Below are 24941 nucleotides of genomic sequence, written 5' to 3'. Positions count from 1 at the left end.
TTGCGCGCGGCTTCCAGGAAGTGGCGCTCGGTCTTGCGCGCGAGACGCCCTTGCAGCGCGGCGAGCGTCGCCTTGACGTCGCCGACCAGGCCCAGGTCGACCGACACGCGCTTGCCGATCGCCGCGCCGTGATGATCGATCTGCACCACCTTGGCGTCGGCCGGGTAGAAATTGCGATACGGGAAATCGGTGCCGAGCATCACCAGCGTGTCGCAGGATTTCAGCGCGTGGTAGCCCGAGCTGAAGCCGATCAGGCCCGTCATGCCGACATCGAACGGGTTGTCCCATTCCACGTGCTCCTTGCCGCGCAGCGCGTGGACGATCGGCGCGCCGAGCGTGTCGGCCAGCGCCACCACCTCGTCGTGCGCGCCGGCGCAGCCGCTGCCGCACAACAGCGCGACGCGCTTCGAGCCGTCGAGCAGCGCCGCCAGCGCGTCGAGCTGGGCCGCCGGCGGCACGCTCGCCGTGACCTCGTAGCTGACCTGGCCCGGCTTCGCTTCGGGTACCGCCTCCAGCGCGATGTCGCCGGGCAGCACGATCACGGCCACGCCGCGTTGCTCGATCGCGGTGCGGATCGCCCGATCGAGCACGCGCGGGAACTGCTTCGGGTTGCTGACCAGCTCGACGAAGTGGCTGCACTCGCGGAACAGCTCCTGCGGATGCGTTTCCTGGAAGTAGCCGAGCCCGATCTCCGAGGACGGGATGTGGGCCGCGATCGCAAGCACCGGCACATGGTTGCGCTGGCAGTCGAACAGGCCGTTGATCAGGTGCAGGTTGCCCGGGCCGCAGCTGCCCGCGCAGACCGCGAGCTTGCCCGTCACCGCGGCTTCGGCGCCGGCCGCGAAGGCGGCGGTTTCCTCGTGGCGCGTATGCGACCAGCTGATCTTGCCGAGCCGGCGCAGGCTGTCGGACAACCCGTTCAGGCTGTCGCCCGTGACGCCCCAGATTCGCTCGACGCCGGCCTGAGCCAGGGTGCTAGCGAGATAGTCCGCAATGGTCTTGCTTGCCATGAGTCCTCCACTACTTGGGTGAGATCGATGGCGCGCCGCCACGGGCCAGCGGCGCGCGCGAGGAGGATGCAGGGGTTGTGCCCCGCGCATCCGGGTCGGAATCTGCGGGTGATTGTGCACGGTTGCGGGGAAATGCGCAGTGAGGGCGGGCTGCCATGATGGCGTCAGCGCCTGTCAGCCCCTGCCAGCAGCTTGTCGGACAATCAGGCCTGGTCGATATAGGCGACCAGTTCCCAGGCCACGTGCACGACCTGCTGGCGCGTACCCATCATGCGATCCAGGAAGGCGGCCACGCGCGGCTCATGGACAAGCAGCGAGGGCATGGTATCGCCCTTGAGAAAACGCCGTTGCGCGTCCGCGGCCTGCCCTGCTTCGAGTCTCGCGTGCCACACGCCGTCTTCGGGGCAGGTGTCGCCGGTATTCGCCAGCGTGCCCAGCGGGACGCGGCTGGCGGCGGCGGGCGATGCCGGCTCGTCGGCTTGCGAGGTCTTGCTCGACAGGCCGGCCAGCGGCAAACCGGTTGCAGGATCGAGTTGCCTGGCTTTCGCCATCCGGTCGATGGTCTCGTCGGATGGTTTTTGCGGCGGCACGGCCGCGTCCTGCTCCTTTTGCCACTGGAAACTGCCGTCCCACGGCGGAAGCTTCGCGGGCGGCAGCGGCACGATCTTGTCGAGATCGGGGACTTTGGGGTTGCGGCCGTCGTTGGCACGCAAAAACTCGTGAATCTGGCGATACCGGCGCGAGCGCTCAGGGTCGCCTTGGACACCGAGATAATAAAGTTCATCGGAGGGCGCCGGACCTTTAAATCCGTTTTCCAAGAAGGAAGTGGCTTGCGTGTCGCCTGCTTGCGCTCCCTTCTGAAAAGTTTTTACGGCATCGGCGTAGAGCTTCCCCGTTTTTTGGTCGATGCCCAACAGGCTCGCCGCCTGGCCGAATCCTTGATCGGCCGCACATGCCAGCATTTGTCGTGCAATGTCGGGAGCCTTGTCATCAGGCAACAGCAAATCTCCAACGTAGAACTGTGCTTCGGGGTTGCCAAGATCCGCCGCCTTGCGGAAGTAATGCAATGCGGATTCGGCGTCCGGTTTCAAGCCGTAGCCCGTTTCAAGATAGTGACCCACGTCGTAGTAGCCGCTGGGAATGCCTTGCTTCATCAGTTGCATGGCGAGATCGACTGTTTCCGTCGGCGCATCGGGTGAATTGGCCAACCCTTGCGATAGCAGCGATTGCAGGTTTTGGTTAGCCTTGTAGTGATCGTAAGCCGCCGCAATCCTGTAGTAGCGAGCGACGTCGTTGAAATCCTTGGCGCCTTCCCTTGTTTCCAGATAGCGCGCATAGCGAAACAGGCTGTCAGCCTGAGAGTCCAGCGGCGGAAGATGATCGGCCTGATGCGTGCAGGTAAAGGCGAGATTGGCGCGAACGGCGCTCATGTCGGGTAATGAGGTCACCGGAGGTTCCTTTTTCGTGCAGGCCCCCATCAGAAGCGAAAGCACAATGACGATCCGGGCTCGCCGCCTAATAGCTCTCCTCGGCCTCCAACCACCGCGCGCCGAGTCGCGAGTAGCCATGTGGCGCAGTTTCATTTTCAGACCGCCCAGACTCATAGGTGGTATGTCGGTATCGGCCAAGTTAGTTTCCGCTAGGCGAACGTAGTCGAATCGAGTTCACAACCGCGTCGACGAGCCGGATCGCCTCATCATCAGTCAGGCGAGAACGTAGTCGATCTCCATGACAGTCCTTGAACATCCCTCTATCAAACCCGACGATCAAAGTCGGCTTCAACGGTTCTCGTCCGGCGACCAATGCCAACTTGTCGTGCCCCAAGAGCTTCCTTCAATCACCGGCATGATTTCGCCCGCTTCAAAGTAACGGCGACTTCCCGGTTTTGCCGGAGTAAGCCACCAGCCTGCTTCCGGGCATGGACTGCCGCCTCGCACACTACGACGGGCAGGTTCACGCTTCATCGGTTGAGGAACGATGGTCGGCGGCTCGGGAATCGGCGGAGCGTCCGGCAAATCGAAACGAGCCGCCCAGGCGCACGTATTCTTCACGTCGGCGCTCGGCAAGTCGGGGATGTAGGTATGCAGCGCGTCGGGCTTCGGATCACGCAGCACACGCAATACGCTGTTCACGAAGACATATGGCTCGGGTAAGCCTTCCTCGGGCGCGCCGAGGCGCGGGAAGTCCCCGGCGCGGATCATCAGGCAGGCATTGGCACGCTCGATATGGATGTCGGGGCGGTCGAGTTTCTCCCGGATCGCATCCTCTCCACCCAGGCGATCGATGAATAGTTCGCCGAGGATCGTGTACCAGTTCACGCCCTTGATGAAGCCCCAGCGCGCGACCTTGGCACCGGGATGCAGATCGGGATAAAAAGCCGTCATGGCCTCCGTTGAATCTCCTTCATACGAAACCGGGTCATAGTCCCGCTTCTGCAAATGCGCTGTACTGTCAATTTCCAATCCACTAAATCGCTCGGCGAGCACCCACTCTTGCGGCATATATCGGTGATAGCTGAATGGCAGAATCGGGGCAAGCCCTCCGTAGCCACCTCGGACCACAAGCTTATTGCACACCAGGTGCAAAAACTCTTCGTACTTCGACAGACCTGCGTCAGTGGTAATCAAGTCCATTGGAACGTTGAATTTCAGGTGCGACAATCCAGACTCCTGCCCCTTCGGTGCTGCCCATCCTCTCGGAGACACATAGTCTTTCGGATTCGCAACTCCAGTCAACACTTCAATATTATAATCGGCGGCCACATCCTGATCGACTGCACTTGAATGCAACACACTTACTGCCAGATTCGATGGTGTATCGATGATTGCGCGATGAATCTTCTCGACGCCTTTCACGTTACGCTTCGTGAATTTACCTCTATCGGAATCTTTTCCACCATTCAGTTTTTCGCCAAACATTTTATTGAATTGATCGAAGCAATCGAGAATTTCTTGACGCACCTGCGGTTGCGAACCTCGTTCAAAAAATATCGTGCCGATCACACCGGGAAGAATTCCCAACGTGTTGTCGGCGAGTCGCACACTCAAATCCTCTTTATAACGAGCGAGCGCTTGAAACGGAGTCAACGCTGGCTTGAGATCACTCAAAGTCATAATTTGCTAATTTATCGTTAACCAACTCACTCAACCAGCAGCCAGTGCTTCAACTGCACTTGCGCCTCCGAGCACCACGCCGAGTGTAGCAGCCAGCGCAGCAACGGCCTCCACCCCAGCCGCAACGATGGCGCAAAGCGCTGCAAATATTGCAATCAGCTCTGGAAGGAGCAAAATCACAATAGCCACACCGGCGACCACGGCTATCGCTATGGCGACATCCTTCATCAGAGTTACCCCGACTTGCGCCCAGTCGATATGCGTGAGTACGTCCCATGTCATATCTGTCATTCGAACGATGGCGTCCCATCCCGCTTTAAGCTCGGCAGCTGTGTAACGGAATACCTCTTTTCCTGCTTCGTCAATCCATACCCATGCACTATGCGCGGTATCAGCCATCCATCGCCCAGCCGTAAACATCCAAGCCGCATGCTTATGCAGAAAGGTGTTCGTCTCAGCGGACAAATACGTATATCCGCGCTGAACGGCATCCCAAACTGGCGTCACGGCTGCTTCGACGTCTTCACCATATTCCTGCATTTTTTGCCACCAGTCTTCATACCAGACATGATGAGGGATGGCAGGCACAGTCCGAATAGGCACAGTCTGCCTCTGCTGCTCATTTTCCGTCTTCGGCGCTGGAACTGGAGCTGGAACCGGAATTTTTTGCAAATCCCCATTACAATCCGTCACATCAATCACTGTCATGCGATTCTTAAAATCCCCGGATATTATTTGATAAGCCTCTTCCTGCTCCCTACCCAAGGTATCTCCTGGAAACTTTACCTCGACAAGCCGTAATAAATTACTGGCATGGTGTCCGCCCTCACGATCAATGGTGCCGCGACCGGGCCAAAGAATAGCGGGATTTTCCACGATGATCACATCGGGACGCCGTAATTGACCGGGAGTCGCTCCCACTGGAAACGGGTTCAGGCTACGACGACGCTCTCCCCTTTGCGGCCTGTCAGTGCTTAAAAAAGGAATCGGTGCTTCTATCCCCCCGGAAAGAACGCTTGGCTCCATGTCAAAACTCACCTCCGCCTTGTATTGGAACAGCCAATTCCTCGCCTTTTCTTCGATTATCATCGGCCCGCTCATCGCAACCTGCATGAGCAAGCGGTAAATGATCGAACCATCGCGCAACCTGACCGGAATGTACTTCGCCGTCTTCAGCGCAACCTCGACCTTCTCCTGCAAATACCCCTTGGTTCCCGGCGGCAGCAACGCATATTCAGGCACCCGCTCCCTGATCGTCTCGCATGATCCTGCCGCTTGAAGTGATCCACCCATCATGTTCTCCGTAGCGTATCGGCACTCAGGCGCGCTCGTCGGGGTCGACCTTCAGGTAGTCGGCCCAGATATCCGGTTCCCCGCCGCCCGCGTATTTCCATGGCTGCATATCCTCCTTGTCCTGCTCGAACGCCTTGAGGCTCACGGGTTGCGCGGTCGGCGTATAAACCGGGATCGTTTCACCTAGATCGTTCGTATGCCCGAGCAAGGTTCGCCCCGACGGCAACTTCAGTTCATAGGCGTGCTGAACCAGCGGCGTACCATCCGCCTGGTTTTTCAGAATGTATTGCGCCTGATATGACGGCTTGAACTGCGGTAGCGCGTAAGTCTCGCTGACCGGCCCGGAAAAGTTGAACGACGCGCCCTTGAAGTCGACCTTGCCAGGCGCGTGGATCTCGATGTTGCCGTCCTTGATGAGGATATAGGCACCGCCCGAGGTCAACAGCACATCCTGCTGCGCGGCAACCTGGATCGTTTCCGTGGCGGACACGAGCCGCACCGCCTTCTGTGCCGTGAGTTCGATATTGTCGTCGTGCGCCTGAACCTCGATCTTTCCCTTCGCGGCAAAAAGTTTCATTCCCGCGTTTTGCGCGAACAGGCTCAGTTTCTCGGCGATGCTCGCCAGCAATGATTTACCCGCCACGACATGCGTGCTCTGCGCGCTCACCAGATTGACGTGATGGTCCGCCGCGACGTGGATCGAATCTTGAGTGGAAAGCGCCACGCCGGCAGGCGCGGCGAAAAGCATGACGGGTTGCGCGAATACATTTGCGCTACCGGTTCCGCCTCCAGCCGTATTGCCACCCTTGCCCGACACGCCTGTCTTGCCGTGCCGTGTCGCGTCCGTAAAGATCTTCAACGCCTCGTACCCGTCGCTCAGACTCTCGGCCTGCGCCGTCTCGCTGGCCTGCGACAAGGCCTCCATCACGCTTTCCCCGCCGACCAGTTGATTGCTCGCCTCACCTGCATCGAGCGGTTGGCTGCCGGCCGGATGGGTCGATACATACAATCCATGCCCTGCACGCAACGCGCCATATGCGTCCGAACTCAGGTCAAACCCGCTGCCAAGGAAGTTGCCACGCGTATTGCCGGTGTGATCGATCAGGTACCCGAGATGGAGTTGCGCATTCGTGCTTGAACTATAGAGTTGCAGGCGGTTCTGGCCGGTCGAGTCGTCCATCACCATCTGGTTGAAGCCGCTACCGGAGAATTCCTTCGAACGGAAGCCGGAGAGCAGCCCATTCGAATGCCACTGCGGCGTCGCCGCGCCGTTGTACACGCGATACAGCGCGATCGGCCTGTCGATGTCGTTGCCGATATGGCCGATCAGCAATTCTTCGCCGGCACGCGGCATGTGGACACTGCCGTAACCATCGCCGGTATCGGATTGCGCCACACGAACCCAGCACGATGCGCGCTCGTCACCTTGGTTCAGCCGATCCCATACGAACAGCACCTTGATCCGGTTCAGCCCATCGGTATAGGCTTCCTGCCCGTCCGGGCCCGCCACGATGGCAGACTCCAGCCGGGCCTCGGGTTTCCGGTGCTCGAACGCACTGCGATATGGCACGCTCGTGCGCTGTGCTTCGACAGACACCCTGTAGAAACCGGTGGAACCATCCGCATGCGTGACGTCGGACTGCTTGCCAGGATCGTCGGCGCGAGCCCGTGCAAGCTGATTACCCAGGCTATGCGGGTAATGCGCTTCGTGCCCTGCGAGCGGAAGATTGTTCTCGATGGTCCATTCGACCTCGATAGCGGCGAACTCGCGCTGCTCGGCGGCATCGCCATCGTGCACGGGTGATCCGCTATCGTGAAGCGTCGCCCCGCATCCATCGCTCGCAGACCGCCCTCGCCATGAAACCGCTTGGCCTGCGATTCCCATTCCTCCATGCGGATTTTCGACAGGTGGTCGCCACGCTCCTGTTCCGGATAGGTATAGGCGCCCGTGTATTCATAGACTTCTGACTGGGCCGGCAACGCGCCCTGATTCGCCATCGTCGGCGTCGACGTCGCTTTCGGATTGACCGGCGTTGGCGGATTCTTGTAGTCGAACGTGCGAGTCGACAACTGCGCGGATTGCAGCGTCCGCGTGCCCGACCACTGGGTCAGCGCATCGATTTCGCTGCCCACGCCGGCTCGATAGAAACTGACAACCTCGGGGCGAGCGGCTCGAGCGTCTGAAGGCGATCGGTCATCACCAGCGTGTGCGATTTGCCGTCGTTCGCCTGCTGCCACACGCCATACAGCCCTTCCGACTCGAGCAGTCGATGCACGAAGTTCCAATCGGTTTCATCCTGCCGACAATACGAGCGTGTCGGCAACGGTTTCGACACGACAAAACGAAACATCCCGCGTGCCTGCGGATGTTCGTTGAATACGTCGGAGACGATCTCTTCGACGCTTTTATCCTGCCAGTGCTTTTGGTCGCGCCGGAACCTCAGGAAATACATCCATGAGGAAAACGCCAGTTGATAGCTCGTGAGACCGCCTTCACTCCCCAATCGGCGTGCCGTATGCACGTAGCCATGATGTGGCAGGTACGAGCCGTTCGCCTGCTGTATCCAGAGCGTGGCTGCCTGCGCAATGAGGGTCTTGAGTTGCACATCGCTCGACGTGGATACACAGTCGAGCATGAACAGATAGTCGCGGCCGATGCGAGAACGGCCAATCACCCGATGCGGCAGCAGGACATCACTGCCGGCAGGCGTATCCAGTTTCAGAAGGCGGTCCTGCTGCGACAGCCCACCCATGATGACCCCGACCACGCTCCGCGCGTCCATAGCGCCTCTCTCGTTCGTTATCCCGGCTAGTTGCGCGATTTTACGTATGACGAGAGCGTGGCTGCAATCCGACGAGTATCAGGAATTGCAAAAACGCAAACAATGAAATAAACCCCGCAATTGATGAGACGCGAGGTTTATTTCATCTTACTTCCAACGAATTAATGAGATTGCACTCCGGCATCGCCACAATAAATATCCACGGCCTGCCAAATCACGTATCCGACAACCGCGCCCGAACCGTATATTCCCCATCCATCTCCAGCTCCGGCTTCACCGTATACCTCGACGCATCGAAATCCACCGGCAGCGCCTCGACCGGATAACCATGCTTCTCCCAGGCATCCAGCCCGCCCTTCAGCGCCCGCACATGGTGGATATTCTTGCGCTGCAGCTGCTGAATGATCTTCTTGGCCGTCGCCTCGTTCGGGCACACGCAATACACCACCAGCGGGCGCGTCATCAGCGCCGGATCGATTTGATCGGAGGAATCGAGATCGAGCGGATATGCGCCGGCGATCCGATACGCGTCCTTCTGGCGGATCGCGCGCGGCCGCGCGTCGAAGATCAGCGGCGGATCGGAGGACTTCATCATCGCGTCGAGCTGGGCCGGCTCGATGCGCACCTTCGCCAGCCAGCGGCGGAACTGCAGGCGCCGCACCCAGCGGTACAGCAGGAAGGTGACGAAGATCGCCGCGAAGGCGTCGAAGATGGTGCCGCCGCTGCTGCGTACCCACAGCACGATGCGCACGATCTCATGGTCGAGCGCGGCGCCGCCGAGCAGCCAGACGGTGGCCCACAGCGTGGCGCCGGTCAGATCCCAGAACAGGAAGACCGGCACCGCGATCGCCGTGGTGCCGAGCAGCGGTGCCGACATCAGGCCGAGCCCCGGCAGGAACTTGGCGATCACCAGGATTGGCGCGCCGTAGCGCTCGAACACCTTGCGCGCGATCCGCAGCGTGGTGTCGAGCGACAGCGAATAGCGCACCAGCCCGTTCAGGAAACGCCGGCCGCGCAGGCGCCCCGCGCTGAACCACAGCGAATCGGCCAGCAAGGTGGCGCCGATCGCGGCCGCGAACATGCTCGCGTAGGAAGCCTGCCCCATTGCCGCCATCGTGCCGCCCAGGATCAGCATCGGCGCGGCCGGCACCGGCAGCCCGAGCTGCGTGACGAGCACGCTCAGGAACACGGCCCAGGGGCCGAGCGACGAGGGGATTGCTACGGGAAAGTGCCACACGGCGCCGCTCCTGATTCTTCAGATCGAGCCGGGCTGCGCGGCATGGAACCGACCGGCGTCGAGCGCGCCGGTTGCGGCATCCGGCCGCATGACCGGGATGGCCGCATTTTAGACGGTTTCGGTTACAGCACGCAGGCAACGCATCATTGCGCAAAGCGATCCATGCGGCGCGAGCCCCGCCGCAAGCGGCTCGCGGCCGGGCGCAAGCCCCTCGGCGCGAACCGATGCGGTGCACTAAATGCACGGACGCGCCCCAAACGACCCCATCGGCATTGGGGCCAAGCGGCACATCGCGTCGCGTGCCCGCCCCCAGGATTGCCAGGATCAGGGCCTGGGCGGATGCGTCGCCACGCAGACGGCCATCACGATCGCCTGCATCGATACAGCCAGACGCAGCGCCGCCTCGAGCGCGCGATACGACGGCGATCATCGTTGCGATTTAACAAACTGTGCTCGATTGCCTCTTGCCATTAGCCAAAAATAGGTAAACCGATCACAATTTCACATTGAAAAGAACGAACGCTCGTCACCGCGGCGAGCCGGCCGATGGACGCGCGCCGCAGTGGGCGCGCGGATACGGCTCGCGGCGCGGCTCACACCTATAACGTCATGACCGATAGCGGCTCTTCCCGCCCTTCTGCCGGCCCGTCCGGCGCCCGCCCGCGCTCGCGCTTGGCCGTCGAGCTGTCCCGCCCGGCCAGCGTGGGCTTTGGCGCCTTCGTGGTGGGCGCGGCGCTGGCCGCCGCGCTGGCCTGGTTCGTCGGCCAGTCCTGGCAGGATGCCGTCGGCGCGCGCTTCGCGCGGCGCGCCGGCAATGTCACCGCCAACCTGCATCGCGAGCTGCTGGCCAGCGGCGCGATGCTGAACGGCGCACGCGGCCTGCTGCAGCTCACGCCCGGCATCGCGCCGGACGCCTGGCGCGCCTACGTCGCCAGCCTCGATCTCGCCAACGCCCGCGCGCCGCTGCGCGGGCTCGGCTATGCGCGGCTCGATGCGTCCCCGGCCCGGCAGGGGCCGGCTTCCGCGATCGTGGCGACCCCGGCCCAAGGCCCGGCAGCCATCCTTGCCGGCTCGGCCGCCGATACGGCGCGGGCGCCGTCGATGCTCGGCGCGCCGGCATCCTCGGCCGCTGCCGTCATGCCGCCGTCCCCGGCCGCGGCCACCATCGCCCTGTTCGCCCCGATCGCCTACGGCGAGACGCCCGACCTGCCCACCGCCGATGCCGACGCGCTGCGCCGCGCCGCCGACAGCGGCCAGGTCGCGCTGGCCGTGCATGCCCCCGCCGGCGACGCGAATGCCGCGCCGGCCGCGCTGACGCTCTACCTGCCGGTCTATACCGATCCGGAGCCGCTCGACCTGGAGGCACGGCGACGCTCGCTGGCCGGCTTCCTGTTCGCGCCGCTGGACACCACGCGGCTGTTCGAGCTGGCCACCGCCGACGATCGCAACCTCGGCCTGCAGGCCTATGCCGAGCCGGGCGGCGCTCCGCTCTACAACACCGACATGCCGGCCGACGAGACGCCGATCGCGCACCGCCGCTACCGCCGCAGCGAGGCGCTCGGCTTCGGCGGCAACACGCTGAGGCTCGCCTACACCACCGTCGACACCACCACAGGGGCGCGCACGCTGGCCTCGCTGGTGCTGGCCGCCGGCCTGGTGGCCTCGCTCTCGCTGGCGGCCGCGGTGGCCGGCTGGGCGCGCGCGCGGGCCGCGGTGCGCGCGGCGCCCAGCGGCAGCCGGCTCAACGAGGCGCGCATGATGGGCATCATCCGCTCCTCGATGGAGGCGATCATCACGGTCGACGAGGAGCAGCGCGTGGTGATCTTCAATCCGATGGCGGAAAAGGTGTTCGGCGTGTCGGCAATGGACGCCATCGGCGCGCCGCTCACGCGCTTCATCCCGCCGCGCTTTCGCCACGCGCACAGCCAGCACATCAACCGTTTCGGCGTGACCGGCCAGTCCGAGCGGCACCTGGGCAGCCAGCGCCTGCTCTACGGGCTGCGCGCCAACGGCGACGAATTCCCGATCGAGGCCTCGATCTCGCAGATCCACGACGGCGCCGGCAAGCTCTACACGGTGATGATGCGCGACGTGACCGAGCGCCTGCAGGCCGAGAACGCGCTGAAGGCCTCGCGCGAGGAGCTGCGCGAGCTGTCGGCGAACCTGCAGCGCGTGCGCGAGGAGGAAAAGACCCGCATCGCGCGCGAACTGCACGACGACCTCGGCCAGCAGCTCACCGCGCTGAAGATGGACCTGTCGGCGGTCGAGCACCGGCTGCTGCGCAACAAGGCCGACGAGGTGCACGAGAGCGTGACCGAGCCGCTGCGCGAGATGCGCCGCCTGATCGACGCGACGGTCGCCTCGGTGCGGCGCATCGCGGCCGACCTGCGCCCGGTGATGCTCGACGACCTCGGCCTGGTGCCGGCCATCGAATGGCTGGTCAACGATTTCACCAACCGCTACGGGATCGAGGTGGAGCGCCGCATCGAGCCCGGCGAGGTGCAGTTCTCGAACGCCAGCGCCACCGCGCTGTTCCGCATCGTGCAGGAGGCGCTGACCAATGTCGCGCGCCACGCCGACGCCTCGCGCGTCGAGCTGACCCTGAGCGTGGACGAGCGCCAGTGCGTGCTGCGCATCGTCGACGACGGCGTCGGCGCGCCCCAGGCCGACGGCCATCGCACGCCCGACGACAAGTCCTTCGGCCTGCTCGGGATCCGCGAGCGCGCGCACATGCTGGGCGGCGCGGTGCGCATCGAGACCGCGCGCGACCGCGGCTACGCGATCACCATCACGATCCCCCTTCCCTCGATTCAACAGGACCCGAACTCGCCATGATCAATGTGCTGATTGCCGACGATCACGCCCTCGTGCGCGACGGCTTGCGCCATATCCTCAAGGACGCCACCGGCTTCGAGGTGGCGGGCGAGGCGCACGACAGCGCCTCGACCATCGCGCTGATCCGCTCGACGCCGGCCAACGTGCTGGTGCTCGACCTGTCGATGCCGGGCCGCAACGGCGTCGAGCTGATCAAGCAGATCAAGGACGAGAAACCGACCCTGCGCATCCTGGTGCTGACCATGCACGCCGAGCAGCAATACGCGCTGCGCGCGTTCCGCGCCGGCGCCTCGGGCTACCTGACCAAGGAGAGCGCGAGCGCCGAGCTGGTGGGCGCGGTCGGCAAGGTGGCCTCGGGCGGCGTGTACGTGAGCCTGTCGATGGCCGAGCGCTTCGCGCAGAGTCTCAACGAGCCGGCCGATACGCTGCCGCACCAGCGGCTCTCGGATCGCGAATTCGACGTGTTCCGGCGCATCGCCACCGGCCAGACGCTGACCGAGATCGCCAACGCGCTATGCGTGAGCGCGAAGACGGTCAGCACCTACAAGACGCGGATCCTGGAGAAGATGCAGATGCCGCACGAGGCGGCGCTGGTGCGTTATGCGTTGCGGCATCGCCTGGTCGACGATCCGGACGATTGAGCGCGTAAAAACGACAATGCCGGACGACAGTCCGGCATCGAATGGGAAAGCCGGCCCGAAGGCCGGCGGTTGGCGACGGGCGGCTGCCGTGCTCGCGGCCTCGGCCGCAAAACCTCAGCCGCAGAAACGGAAGAATCCACTGGTGAGCTTGATCGGCTTGCCGCCCGCCGATTCGATCATGCGCCGCGCGGCTTCCTCGATCTCGTCGCGATGGGCGGCGAAGGCGTGGCGCAGGTCACCCTCGCCGCACGAGGCCGCGCCGTAATGGCTTTCGAGCGCCTCGGCGCTGATCTCGCAGCGCAGGCGCGTGGCGTCGACCAGCACCGGGAATGCGATGGCCGGATCGGCCGGGGTGAATTGCGGGGGATCCTGTGGAAACGAGATTTGCATGACGTCCTCCTGTTCGGGCGGTGCGAATGCACCCGACTATTCAAGATAGTCGGCGAAACGGCGCTGTGCTTGCGCGCGATCAAGCGAGGCGCAACGCCATGCGCTGACGTCGGGTGCGGAACAGGTGGGATCGCAATCCGCATGCCACGACTTCGGTCGGACAAGGACAAGAAACGCTCCGCCGGAATCTGTATTTATTGCAAGCGGATATGCCGCGGGAGAATTACTGCCGGGATGCGCAGCGGCTTCACGCCAAAACGCTTTACCGGCAGATCGAGGAGCGCGTCGCCGCCTCATCCGTCGCATTTCCGGCATTTGATCGCTCCCGCGGACACTGAGATCTATATCAGGTTGTCGATGCAAAATATTCTGATAACTTTGTGCCCCACGCGGCGGCGGCAACGAAACCCCAAAGAGGCCGCCCGATTCTCGTCAATTGCCATTCGTTTCGGCGACATCGATGGCCCCGATGAATATCGGCATCATCGACCTCGCGCGCTGGCGCCCACCTCCCACTGCGCCATGGTGGCGTGCCCGCTCGTGACGCTGCCGTTCCTGCCCGGGCTTCGCGAGACCCGATCCGGCGCCGCCCATTCCCCTGCCCCGAAGGAGTGTCCACGAAGTGAGCGACATCACGTTCCTGTTCGATCTCGACGGCACGCTCGTCGATACCGACGCGCTGCATCTGAACGCCTACAACACGCTGCTCGCGCGCTGGCAGCGCTCGATCGATCTCGACTACTACAAGACCCACGTGATGGGCTTTCCCGACGACATGATCTTCGGCGGCCTATTTCCCGGCATGCCGGCCGCCGAGTTCACCAAACTGGCCACCGAGAAGGAGCGACTGTTTCGCGCCCAGCTCGGCGCGCGTCTCACGCCGACGGCCGGCACCGAGGCGCTGCTGGACCGCATCGCGCGCGCCGGCCTGCGCAGCGCCGTCGTCACCAACGCGCCGCGCGAGAACGCGCGCATGATGCTGGAGGCACTCGGGCTCGGGACACGCTTCGAGACGCTCGTGATCGGCGGCGAACTCGCGCACGGCAAGCCGCATCCGCTGCCCTACCTCACCGCGCTGGAATCGATCGGCGGCGACGCGGCGCACGCGGTGGCCTTCGAGGATTCGGCCTCGGGCGTGCGCTCGGCCAGTTCCGCCGGCATCCACACCTTCGGCATGCGCACCGCGCTCGACGACGCGCAACTGCGCGAGGCCGGCGCCCACGACACGATCCGCGATTTCTCGGACCCGCGACTGGAAGCCTGGCTCGCGCGCGCGGGCATCTGAGGCGAGCCATGAGCACCCGCCTGGCACGCCGGGCCGGGGCCACCGCTTTCGACAGACCACGGAAGCGAGCCCGGCCGGCTTCGATTGGAGCCCTGGGCTAGCCGGCTGGCCGGGCTGCCGCCGTCGGCTGTCCGCACGTCGCCAACAAGCTGGCCAGTATCAACTGCCCGCAGGCAGCACCGCCGCGCCGCGCGATTCGAGCAGGCTGCGCAGCACGCCACGATGGCAATGCGCCTCGTCCTCGCAATAACACCCGACCGAGAAATCACTGCCGTGCGACAGCGCCGCCAGCAGGTCCAGCACCTTGCCCGCCTCGCCCTTGGCCATCTCGGCGCGAAAGGCCCGCTGGAAAGCGCGCCACTGCGCATCGGTCTGCGCCGCGTGCGCGGCCTTGACCAACGGCTCGCTCGGCGCGAGCACCGGCAGCCAGACGTCGTAATAATCTCGCGTCTCGAATTCGCTCCTGGGCACGCCACGCGGCGGCCGCCGCACCGTGCCGATCCGCACGCCCTCGTCGGGCGCGCGCGGCGAACCGAGCCGAACCACGCGAATACTCATCCTTGCCTCCCTTGCGTCGAGCGAATCCGGATCGACGATACGCCGATCGACACGGATGCGCCTATCGACCCGCCATCAAACGAAAACGGGGCCGTGGCGCGTCGCCGCCCGAAGGCAACGACGAACCACGGCCCCGCCAGGCTGCCAGGCGCGCCCACGATACCGGGCGCGCGAGACTCAGACCCCGCTGGCAATCACCTCGCCGATCGCGTCGGCGACGATGCCGACGTTCGACTCGTTCAGGCCCGCCACGCACATGCGGCCCGAGCGCAGGATGTAGACGCCGTACTTCTCGCGCAGCACGTCGACCTGGGTTTCGGTCAGGCCGCTGTAGGTGAACATGCCGCGCTGCTTGATGTAGCGCGACAGCGCCTCGCCCTGCACGTGCGCCTTCAGCCCGTCGTGGATCGCGGCGCGCATCTTGGCGATGCGGCGGCACATCGCGGCCAGCTCCTCTTCCCATTGCGCGCGCAGCTCGGCCGAGCCGAGCACGGCGGTGACCAGCTTCGCGCCCTGGGTGGGCGGGTTGCTGTAGATCGCGCGCACGTTGCTGGCCAACTGGCCCAGCACGCGGCCGGCGGTGGCGGCGTCCTCGCAGATCACCGACAGGCTGCCGCAACGCTCGCCGTAGATCGAGAAGTTCTTCGAGAACGAGGTGGCGATCAGCGCCGGGATGCCGCGACGGGCGATCTCGCGCACCGCGAAGGCGTCGGCGTCGAGACCTGCGCCGAAGCCCTGGTAGGCCATGTCGACGAAGGGCAGCAGCTCGCGCGCCTGCAGCACGTCGATCACCTTGAGCCATTGCGCGTCGTCCAGGTCCACGCCGGTCGGGTTGTGGCAGCAGGCGTGCAGCAGCACGGCACTGCGCGGCGGCAGCGCATCGAGCGCGGCCAGCATCGCGTCGAAACGCAGGCCGCCGGTGGCGTCGTCGTAATACGGGTAGGTCTCGACCTTCAGGCCCGAGCGCTCGAACACGAAGCGGTGGTTCTCCCAGCTCGGGTCGCTCACCCAGATCGGCGTATCCGGGAAGTAGCGCTTGATGAAATCGGCGCCCACCTTCAGCGCGCCCGAACCGCCCACCGTCTGCACCGTGGCGATGCGGCCCGCGTCGCGCACCGCGCAGTCCTTGCCGAACACCAGCGTCTGCACCGACTCGCGGTAGGCCTCGATGCCGGCCATCGGCAGGTACGGCTTCGGGCCGATCGCGGCGGCGAGGCGGTTCTCGGCCTCGCGCACCGCGCCCATCACCGGAATCCGGCCTTGTTCATCGAAATAGATGCCGATGCTCAGGTTGACTTTCCGCTCGCGCGGATCTTTCTGGAAATTCTCGTTCAGCGAGAGAATCGGGTCGCCCGGGAAGGCATCGATGTGTTCGAACATGGCAAGTCCTGGTCAATCGGGAGGAAACGGATGCGCCCTGGTGCGCTTCAATGTGCCGACACGCCGCCGGGCGTGGCACCGTTGGCGGGGCGTGACCGCAAACGATACCCGATTCCGAGCACGATCAGCCACACCGGAATCAGATAGACGGACAGGCGCAGCTCGGGCGTCAGGTACATCACCACCAGGATCGCGGCCAGGAAGACCAGGCTCAGGTAGTTGGTGAGCGGATATCCGAGGCTGCGGAACTGCGTGGGCTGGCCCGCCGCGCGCTTGGCGGCGCGAAAGCGCAGGTGGATGTAGCTGATCATCCCCCAGTTGATGATCAGCGCCGACACCACCAGCCCCATCAGGAAGCCGAAGGCCTTGCCCTGCATCAGGTAGTTGAGCAGCACGCAGATGCCGGTGGCGACCGCCGACACGGCCAGCGCGGCCACCGGGATGCCGCGGCGGTTGACCTTGAGCAGCGCGCGCGGCGCGTTGCCCTGCTTGGCCAGGCCGAACAGCATGCGGCTGTTGCAGTAGACGCCGCTGTTGTAGACCGACAGCGCGGCCGTCAGCACCACCACGTTGAGCACGGTCGCCACCAGGTCGCTGCCGAGCGCGTGGAAGATCAGCACGAAGGGGCTGCCGCCGGTGACCACCTTCTGCCACGGATAGAGCGAGAGCAGCACGCCGAGCGCGCCGATGTAGAAAATCAGGATCCGGTAGATCACCTGGTTGGTCGCGCGCGGGATGCTGCGCGAGGGATCGTCGGCCTCGGCGGCGGTGATGCCCACCAGCTCGAGCCCGCCGAACGAGAACATGATCACCGCCATCGACATCGTCAGGCCGCTCACGCCGTTCGGGAAGAAACCGCCCTCGCGCCACAGGTTGGCCACGCTCGCCTGCGGCCCGGCGTGCCCCGACAGCAGCAGCCAGCCACCGAACACGATCATGCCGACCACCGCCGCCACCTTGATGATGGCGAACCAGAACTCGGTCTCGCCGTAGGACTTCACGCTGACGAAGTTGAGCAGGTTGATCACCACGTAGAACACCAGCGCCGAGACCCAGGTCGGCACGCCCGGCCACCAGTACTGGACGTAGAGGCCGACCGCCGACAGCTCGGCCATGCTGACCAGGATATAGAGCACCCAGTAGTTCCAGCCCGACAGGAAGCCGGTGAAGTGCCCGCAGTATTTGTCGGCGAAGTAGCTGAAGGAGCCGGCCACGGGCTCGTCCACCACCATCTCGCCGAGCTGCCGCATGATGAAGAAGGCCACGATGCCGGCGATCGCGTAGCCGAGCAGCACCGACGGCCCGGCCGCCTGGATGGTCTGCGCGATGCCCAGGAACAGGCCCGTGCCGATCGCGCCGCCCAGCGCGATCAACTGGATGTGGCGGTTCTTGAGCCCTCGCTTCAGACCACCGTTCTCGTTCTGTGTGTGTTCAACCATATCGTCTCCGTACGATCCGCCCTGGCCAGGCGGCACGTGTCGTCCCCCATGCAGGCGCCGGCTGGCGAACGCCCCGGACCGCCCGGGGCGCGCTGGCTGCGCGCCGAAAATCCGCAATTGTAACGGTTTGCGGTCGTCCATCCTCGCGGCGGCCGCCACCGGTCCGCCCGGCTACGGCATCACGCACGAAAATCGTGCACGCAGTGTAGCCGCAGCGCGATGAAATGGGGTTGTGCCGGAAACCCGTATTTACCCTTTTTGGCGAGATAGGATTTCGCGAATTGCGGCAATCAGGAAACCAACATGCATGAACCCTCATCCGAGGCCGGCGGGCGCCTCGACCGTCTCGACCGGGAATTGCTGCGCGTGCTCCAGCAGCAGGGGCGGATCTCGAACCTCGAACTGGCCAGGGCGGTCGGCCTGTCGGCGGCCCAGACCCTGCGCCGCCATCGCCGCCTCGAGGAGATCGGCGCGGTGCGCCGCTACGAATCGCGGCTCGACGCGGCGATGCTCGGCTTCGGCGTGACCGCCTTCGTCCAGGTGAAGATGGAGCGCGGCCATATCCGCGACCTGGCGACCTTCCAGAAACTGGTGGCCGAGCATACGCAGATTCAGGAGTGCTTCTCGGTGACGGGCGATATCGACTACGTGCTGAAGGTGGTGGCGCGCGACCTCAAGGGGCTGTCGAACTTCCTGCTCGACACGCTGATGCGGATTCCCGGCGTGAGCGGCGTGCAATCGAGCGTTTGCCTCGACGAAATCAAGTGCACCAGTGCACTGCCGCTCGAGTCCTGAGATCGCGCCGAATTGCTTTCACCAACCCTTCTTCATTCCTTCGATTGATTGTCGGCACGCGGCATTGCCCTGCGCGCCGCCGGCATGAAGCCGATTGCACCAACGCCAAGCCGCCGCCCGCCGTTCTTTCACGAGACCGACATCGCGCCGTCACATCGGAGCCGCGCCGGATCTGGCCCCGCCCGGTTCGGGCCGATGTCGCCGAGGCATCGATCCATGCGGTCCACGCGCGCCGCCGCCGCGAAATGAAATGCCTCGTTCATGAAAAAACAATAACAACGAAAGCATTTCTTCCCGCGATCGTCATCCATTCATCATGCCTGCGTCATCGACAAAATTCCGCTCGGGCGGGCCACGCGCGGCCTCGCAAACGATGTCGCCCGTCCCCGCCTTCACCTCTCTTTCCTCTCCGAATCTGTCGTAATGATCGAGTCACACGTGCGTAACGATCGCGAAAGCAACTCTTCCCGCCAGCTTCATACCGACCTGATTCAATGCACGCACTTCGCAGCGGGACCATCCCCGCGAAGACCCCGCCCGCTACCAACAATGGTCCGCGCCGTCCGCACGGGGGTGTCCGCAACACACAGACGGCCTTTCCAATGGAGTCTCACACAATGCTTCGTCGAACCCTGATCGCCACTGCCTGTGCCGCGTCCGCGCTGGCGCTGTACGCCTGTGGCGGCTCCGACAGTTCCACGCCGCCCTCGACGACCACCACGCCGCCGGCCAGCACGGTGTCGTCGCAGGACGCCCTGCAGACCGCGACGCCGATCAAGCACCTGGTGGTGATCTACGGCGAGAACGTGTCGTTCGACCATTACTTCGGTTCCTACCCGAACGCGACCAACCCGGCGGGCGAACCGGCCTTCACGCCGGCCGCGGGCACGCCGGGCATCAACGGCCTGACGGGCACGCTGCTGACGGCCAACGGCAACTTCACGAACACCCAGAACGGCGCGAATGCCGCGAACCCGTTCCGCCTCGACCGCACGCAAGCCGCGTCGGCCGACCAGAACCACGCCTACACGGCGGAGCAGCAGGCCTACGACAACGGCGCGGCCGACCTGTTCCCGCTCTTCACGGGCTCGGCAAGCCCGGGCGGCGCAGGTGCGTTCGGCACGAAGGGCCAGGTGATGGGCTTCTTCGACGGCAACACCGTCACGGCGCTCTGGAACTACGCGCAGCACTTCTCGATGAACGACAACGCGTACACGGACACCTATGGTCCGTCGACGCCGGGCGCGCTGGAAGTGGTGTCGGGCAATACCAACGGCATGCAGATCGTCAAGACCTCGAAGCAGGTCTCGACGCTGGCCGCCAGCTCGTACTTCATCAATGACGGCCAGAGCGGCTACACGATGATCAACGACGTCGACCCGGGCTACGACGTCTGCTCGAGCAAGACCGACCAGGCAATGATGCAGGGCAGGAACATCGGCGACCTGCTGAACGCGCAGAACGTCACCTGGGGCGGCTTCATGGGCGGCTTCAACCTGTCGACCACCAACGGCAACGGCACCACCGGCTGCGCGCGCAGCACGATCGCCACCGCCGTGAATGCCGCGACGGCCGACTACATCCCGCACCACAACTGGTTCCAGTACTTCGCCTCGACCTCGAACCCGCAACACACGCGCCCGAGCTCGATCGCGGCGATCGGTTCCAGCGTCGAAGCCGACGGCAAGACGCCCGAGCCGGCGAACCACCAGTACGACTCGGACGACTTCTTCGCGGCAGTCAAGGCCGGCAACTATCCGTCGGTCAGCTTCCTGAAGGCACCGGCCGCGCAGGACGCGCACGCCGGCTACTCCGATCCGCTCGACGAGCAGCAGTTCGTGACCAAGGTGGTCAACTTCCTGATGCAGCAGCCTGACTGGAAGAACACCGCCGTGATCGTCACCTACGACGACTCGGACGGCTGGTACGACCACGCCTACACGGCACCGACGCACGGCTCGTTCGACGCGGTCGACCAGGTCAACGGCAACGGCCTGTGCGGCACCTCGGGTTCGCAGCCGAACGGCGTGACGGGCAAACCGGTCAACGGCCGCTGCGGTCCGGGCACGCGCATCCCGTTCCTGGTGATCTCGCCGTGGGCCAAGACGAACTTCGTCAGCCACACGCCGATCACGCAGGCTTCGGTGGTCCGCTTCATCGAGGACAACTGGCTGGGCGGCGCACGCCTGGGCGGCGGTTCGTTCGACGCGTCGGCGGGCAGCATCACCGACATGCTGAACACGACGGGCTCGGCCAACACCACGGCCCTGTTCCTCGATCCGACGCTCGGCACGCAAGTCGCCACCGCGCCGTCGAACTGATCACGATCCGATCGACGAACCGACACAACCGGCCGGCGCGCTAGCGCCGGCCTTTTGCCTGTGCGGCGGCCGTCGTGGCCGCCCTGGAAGAATCGACCATACCAGCATGAACGAGCTTTCCGCCACGCCCGCCGTCCCTCCCTCCTCCCCGGCACCGCGCCGTCGCGCGCTGCGCGGTTTCGCGTACACCGTGCTCGGCGCGGCACTCGTCGCCGCGATCGGCTATGCCGGCTACGCGGTCGCGTTTCCGGCCGACGTGCCCGAGGCCGTCGGCGAGATCGTCGAGAACCTGACCGGCGCGAATCCGCACCCGGTGGTGCTGCAACGCCCCGCGGTGCAGCCGCTGTCGGCGGTCGCCCTGCTCGGCAAGTCGTTGTTCAACGATCCGATGCTCTCGGCGTCCGGCAAGCTCTCGTGCGCCTCCTGCCATAGCGCCTCGCATGCCTATGGCCCGCCGAACGACCTGGACGTGCAGCTCGGTGGCCAGGACATGAAGCTCGAGGGCTATCGCCCGCCGCCCTCGCTGATGTACCTGTACCGCCAGCCGAACTTCAGCATCGGCCCCGATGCCGGCGAGAACGACGCGGCGCCCACCGTGCAGCAGCTCGCCAGCCAGAACGCCGGCGTGGTGAAGGCCCAGAAGACCGCCGGCGTCTCGGCCGCGCCGCAGATGGTGCCGCAAGGCGGCCTGTTCTGGGATGGCCGCGCCGACACGCTGCAGCAGCAGGCCTTCGGCCCGCTGCTCAATCCGGTGGAAATGGCCAATACCAATGGCGTCGACGTCGCCAAACGCGTCGAGAACAGCCGCTACGCGGGCCCGCTCAAGCAGTTGTTCGGCGCCAACCTGTTCAACGATCCGCAACTGGCGATCTCGGAGGTGATGTTCGCGATCGCGCGCTACCAGATCGAGGACCAATCCTTCCACCCCTACAACAGCAAGTACGACCGCTGGCTGGAGGGCAAGGCCCATCTCACGCATGCCGAGCTGCACGGGCTGCGCCTGTTCAACGACCCGGACAAGGCGAACTGCGCCGGCTGCCACCTCTCGAAGCCGAGCCCGGACGGCCTGCCGCCGATGTTCACCGACTACCAGTACGAGGCGCTGGCGGTGCCGCGCAACACCGCGCTGGCCCAGAACAAGGACCCGGCCTTCTACGATATCGGCGTGTGCGGTCCGTTCCGCAGCGACCTGAAGGACCAGTCGCAATACTGCTCGATGTTCCTCACGCCGACGCTGCGCAACTCGGCCACGCGCCACGTGTTCTTCCACAACGGCATCTATCACGACCTGCAGCACGTGATGGATTTCTACAACGAGCGCAATACCAACCCGGGCAAGTTCTACCCGCGCGGCGCCGACGGCAAGATCCACAAATACGACGACATCCCGGCCAAGTACCTGGCCAACGTCGACGTGACCGACGCGCCGTTCGACCGCAAGTTCGGCGACCAGCCGGCCATGACGCAGGACGACATCAAGGACATCATCGCCTTCCTGCAGACGCTCGACGACGACCCGGTGCCGAGCCACTGAGGCCCGCCCCTGCCTGCACCGGCCGGCGCTCCAGCCCGGCCGCCACGCCCCGGATTTTCCGGGGCGTTTTTTTTGATCCCGGCGATAGCGGTTGCCATGAAGATCCGGTATTGCAAGACATCCACGCCTTTCAATTTCATTTCAAATTCGCCACACATTTTAACAATCTCGCGGCGTGTAATTCCCCGCGCAATCGATCAAAAAAATTTAGATACTCGCCGCGCAAACGTATTCGGGCAATTACCGAATAAGCGGAATTGAAATTCTGTTGCCGCTGGTCTGACATTTGGTTAGGATCTCGATTGTTAATTTTGTAGTCTGATTTTTCGACACTTCCTGCTCCATGGCACTCGAATCGCCGCATACCTCGACAAGCTGTACCGCGTCAATTCACGCGAATGCGGAATTGACCGTGCAGGCATCGACCGCCGAGGACCAGGCTTTCCTGCATGCCGTGTTCGTGACCACGCGCCGCGAGGAATTCATGCGGACCGGCTGGCCGAGCGAGCGCGTCGAGGCCTTCCTGCACGAGCAATCGCGGATGCAGGACCGCTACTACCGCCAGCATTACGGGCAGGGTCGGTTCGACGTGGTGCGCCTGGACGGCGAACCGATCGGGCGGCTTTACCACGCCTGGCGCCCCGAACAGCTCGGCGAGGAGGCGCGGGTGATCGACATCGCCCTGCTGCCGGCCTGGCGCGGCCGCGGTATCGGCACCCGCCTGATGCAGGCGGTGGTGGCCGAGGCAGACCGCCAGGGCCTGCCCGTCAGCCTGCAGGTGGAAGTCGACAATCCGGTGCAGGCTTTATATAGGCGGCTGGGTTTTTCGAAAATCGGAAACAGCGGTATTTATGACACGATGCGCCGCGAATGCGGCGCCGGCGATTTGCCCGCTTCGGCGGCCGCGACGCGGCCTTTGCCGCTCAATATATTAAGTGCGCGATTTTCGACTTCAGGAAATCCGGAGCCTGCCGTTAACAGCGAAAGCGGAAGCAACGGGGAAAACGCGCATTCCGTATAACTACCTATTCAATATATCCCGCATACGATCGTTTGAAATCGTGAAGCGGAAAATTCAAGGAAGCCGGGCGCGGAGCGTGGAAGCTTTTACCGCGGCCCGGAATACAGGACGGCCAACAGGGATCGCTGGTTCGCACAACCCGGGGGGGTGGGGCGTCCGGCGGGCGTATGGACCAAACGCCTAGGAAACGACGTGTCAGCTCTACCCACTCACGACGAGCTCGTGCAATTGCTCGGACAGGTATTGACCATCGAGACGGCCGACGAAGCCGCGCTGCCGCTGACCCAGACGCGCCTGACTGACGCGCCGGCCGGCCTGCCGATGGACAGCAGCTACGACTGCTACCTGGCGCACTTCGAACTGCCGGTCAACGTCCGGTTGCCGCAGGACACCTACCGCTTTCGCGTTCCGGACGGCCGCCACTGGCTGCTGTTCGCCTCGCCGACGCGGCCGCTCGCCAGCGGCGCAGGCATGCTCTGCGCCGTCATCCACCGCAAGAAATCCGACGACCAGGCCGCCACCGGCCTGGCGACGCCCCATGCCTGACGCCGACGAGCCGCCATCGGCATCCGCAGCGCATCCGTTTCCCCACCCGATCTCCCTCAGGAGTCAACATGTCCGATCAGTACCTTGGTGAAATCCGCATGGTCGCCTTCGACTTCGCGCCCTATGGCTGGGCGCTGTGCGGAGGCCAGTTGCTGCAGATCTCGCAAAACAACGCGCTGTTCGCCTTGCTCGGCACCAATTACGGCGGCACCGGCACCTCCACCTTCGGCTTGCCGAACCTGCAGGGCCGCTCGCCGGTCGGCGTCGGCACCGGGGCGGGCCTCGCGCCGATCGTGCTTGGCGAGACTGGCGGCGCCGAGCAGATCACGCTGACCAGCTCCCAAATGCCGATGCATACGCACGCGGCAGCCGTGACGGGCGGCGGCGGCACCAGCTCGGTGTCGATCTCGATCCCGGCCACCACCACCACCACGAGTCCGCAGTCGGTGCCGGGCAGCAACATGGTGCTTGGCCCGGGCGCATCGAGCGGCCACACGGCCACGGTGTACAGCACCGCCACGCCGAACACGAACCTGCTGCCGTTCAACGCCAGCGTGACCACCGCCCCCCCCAGCATCACGAATTCGGTGGCCGGCAACAGCCTGCCGTTCGACAGTCGCAATCCCTACATCGGCCTGACGTTCATCATCGCGCTGCAAGGGGTTTACCCGACGCGGGGCTAGGCGCGTCACAGCTTCAAACATCGCCCGGAGCGGATCGGCCGCCCGGGCACGCGAGCACGGCGTCGGGCCGGTAGCAG

The 24941-nt window shown here is 64.4% G+C and carries 19 protein-coding genes and 1 pseudogene; 9 read left to right on the top strand and 11 right to left on the bottom strand.

The window, feature by feature from the left end:
- From FB600_RS10385 to FB600_RS10360, 6 genes and pseudogenes are all read right to left on the bottom strand, one after another.
- Window positions 1-1010: thiamine pyrophosphate-binding protein (locus tag FB600_RS10385; protein ID WP_261383364.1), on the bottom strand; the 1010-nt coding region annotated here is incomplete at its 3' end.
- 203 nt (window positions 1011-1213) lie between these two features.
- Complete coding sequence (locus tag FB600_RS10380) at window positions 1214-2458, bottom strand: sel1 repeat family protein (protein WP_145756739.1); 1245 nt, start codon at window positions 2456-2458, stop codon at window positions 1214-1216.
- A gap of 330 nt (window positions 2459-2788) precedes the next feature.
- Window positions 2789-4123: a type VI immunity family protein gene (locus tag FB600_RS10375; RefSeq protein WP_145756737.1), complete on the bottom strand. Its 1335-nt coding sequence runs from the start codon at window positions 4121-4123 to the stop codon at window positions 2789-2791.
- Window positions 4124-4153: 30 nt separating this feature from the next.
- Entirely contained in the window at window positions 4154-5419 is a 1266-nt protein-coding gene (locus tag FB600_RS10370; protein WP_233630314.1) for a VRR-NUC domain-containing protein, read from the bottom strand.
- Between the two features lie 22 nt (window positions 5420-5441).
- Window positions 5442-8199: pseudogene (locus FB600_RS10365) on the bottom strand (type VI secretion system Vgr family protein).
- Window positions 8200-8413: 214 nt separating this feature from the next.
- The gene (locus FB600_RS10360; RefSeq protein ID WP_025102204.1) at window positions 8414-9436 is read right to left on the bottom strand and encodes a VTT domain-containing protein; all 1023 of its coding nucleotides are present in this window, start codon (window positions 9434-9436) and stop codon (window positions 8414-8416) included.
- Between the two features lie 609 nt (window positions 9437-10045).
- Here FB600_RS10360 and FB600_RS10355 point away from each other — a divergent pair.
- Together FB600_RS10355 and FB600_RS10350 are read left to right on the top strand one after the other, a co-directional pair.
- Complete coding sequence (locus FB600_RS10355; protein WP_145756735.1) at window positions 10046-12271, top strand: PAS domain S-box protein; 2226 nt, start codon at window positions 10046-10048, stop codon at window positions 12269-12271.
- Window positions 12268-12912, top strand: a complete 645-nt coding sequence (locus FB600_RS10350) for a response regulator transcription factor (protein ID WP_013690177.1) — start codon at window positions 12268-12270, stop codon at window positions 12910-12912. Before FB600_RS10355 ends, FB600_RS10350 begins: the two co-directional genes overlap by 4 nt.
- Before the next feature lie 114 nt (window positions 12913-13026).
- On the opposite strand, the gene FB600_RS10345 is transcribed toward FB600_RS10350, so the two are convergent.
- Window positions 13027-13302: a DUF1488 domain-containing protein gene (locus tag FB600_RS10345; RefSeq protein ID WP_036032971.1), complete on the bottom strand. Its 276-nt coding sequence runs from the start codon at window positions 13300-13302 to the stop codon at window positions 13027-13029.
- A 622-nt stretch (window positions 13303-13924) separates the two neighbouring features.
- Between FB600_RS10345 and FB600_RS10340 the strand changes: the two genes are divergently transcribed.
- On the top strand, window positions 13925-14587 hold the full coding sequence (locus tag FB600_RS10340) for an HAD family hydrolase (RefSeq protein WP_096751049.1): 663 nt from the start codon (window positions 13925-13927) through the stop codon (window positions 14585-14587).
- Window positions 14588-14746: 159 nt separating this feature from the next.
- Here FB600_RS10340 and FB600_RS10335 read toward each other — a convergent pair whose 3' ends face one another.
- The 3 genes from FB600_RS10335 to FB600_RS10325 all read right to left on the bottom strand — a co-directional run bounded on the left by FB600_RS10335 (window position 14747) and on the right by FB600_RS10325 (window position 17964).
- Window positions 14747-15145 carry a DUF488 domain-containing protein gene (locus tag FB600_RS10335; protein WP_145756733.1) on the bottom strand — a complete coding sequence of 133 codons (399 nt, stop codon included), beginning with the start codon at window positions 15143-15145 and terminating at the stop codon, window positions 14747-14749.
- A 177-nt stretch (window positions 15146-15322) separates the two neighbouring features.
- Window positions 15323-16525 (bottom strand): amino acid aminotransferase, encoded by a 1203-nt coding sequence (locus FB600_RS10330; protein ID WP_098152227.1) that lies wholly within the window; start codon window positions 16523-16525, stop codon window positions 15323-15325.
- Between the two features lie 47 nt (window positions 16526-16572).
- Window positions 16573-17964, bottom strand: coding sequence for an amino acid permease (locus tag FB600_RS10325; RefSeq protein ID WP_036056459.1), 1392 nt, complete (start codon window positions 17962-17964; stop codon window positions 16573-16575).
- Window positions 17965-18267: 303 nt separating this feature from the next.
- Between FB600_RS10325 and FB600_RS10320 the strand changes: the two genes are divergently transcribed.
- Window positions 18268-18759, top strand: coding sequence for an Lrp/AsnC family transcriptional regulator (locus FB600_RS10320; RefSeq protein WP_013690171.1), 492 nt, complete (start codon window positions 18268-18270; stop codon window positions 18757-18759).
- 128 nt (window positions 18760-18887) lie between these two features.
- On the opposite strand, the gene FB600_RS10315 is transcribed toward FB600_RS10320, so the two are convergent.
- Entirely contained in the window at window positions 18888-19070 is a 183-nt protein-coding gene (locus tag FB600_RS10315) for a hypothetical protein (protein ID WP_124076768.1), read from the bottom strand.
- 306 nt (window positions 19071-19376) lie between these two features.
- On the opposite strand from FB600_RS10315, the gene FB600_RS10310 reads away from it, so the two are divergent.
- The 5 genes from FB600_RS10310 (at window position 19377) to FB600_RS10290 (ending at window position 24864) form a co-directional block, all read left to right on the top strand.
- A complete protein-coding gene (locus FB600_RS10310) occupies window positions 19377-21080 on the top strand; it encodes a phospholipase C (protein WP_098152225.1) in 1704 nt (567 codons plus the stop codon).
- 106 nt (window positions 21081-21186) lie between these two features.
- Window positions 21187-22614 (top strand): cytochrome-c peroxidase, encoded by a 1428-nt coding sequence (locus FB600_RS10305; RefSeq protein WP_145756732.1) that lies wholly within the window; start codon window positions 21187-21189, stop codon window positions 22612-22614.
- A gap of 412 nt (window positions 22615-23026) precedes the next feature.
- Window positions 23027-23635: a GNAT family N-acetyltransferase gene (locus FB600_RS10300; protein ID WP_244117758.1), complete on the top strand. Its 609-nt coding sequence runs from the start codon at window positions 23027-23029 to the stop codon at window positions 23633-23635.
- A 192-nt stretch (window positions 23636-23827) separates the two neighbouring features.
- Window positions 23828-24181: a DUF6916 family protein gene (locus FB600_RS10295; protein WP_098152219.1), complete on the top strand. Its 354-nt coding sequence runs from the start codon at window positions 23828-23830 to the stop codon at window positions 24179-24181.
- A gap of 68 nt (window positions 24182-24249) precedes the next feature.
- Window positions 24250-24864, top strand: a complete 615-nt coding sequence (locus FB600_RS10290) for a phage tail protein (protein WP_046574614.1) — start codon at window positions 24250-24252, stop codon at window positions 24862-24864.
- Window positions 24865-24941: the final 77 nt, after the last annotated feature.

Source organism: Burkholderia sp. SJZ089, assembly GCF_007828315.1.
GTDB classification, from domain to species: domain Bacteria; phylum Pseudomonadota; class Gammaproteobacteria; order Burkholderiales; family Burkholderiaceae; genus Burkholderia; species Burkholderia gladioli.
The sequence above is the reverse complement of the archived record's forward strand: the minus strand, read 5'-3'. Positions and strand labels throughout refer to the sequence as shown.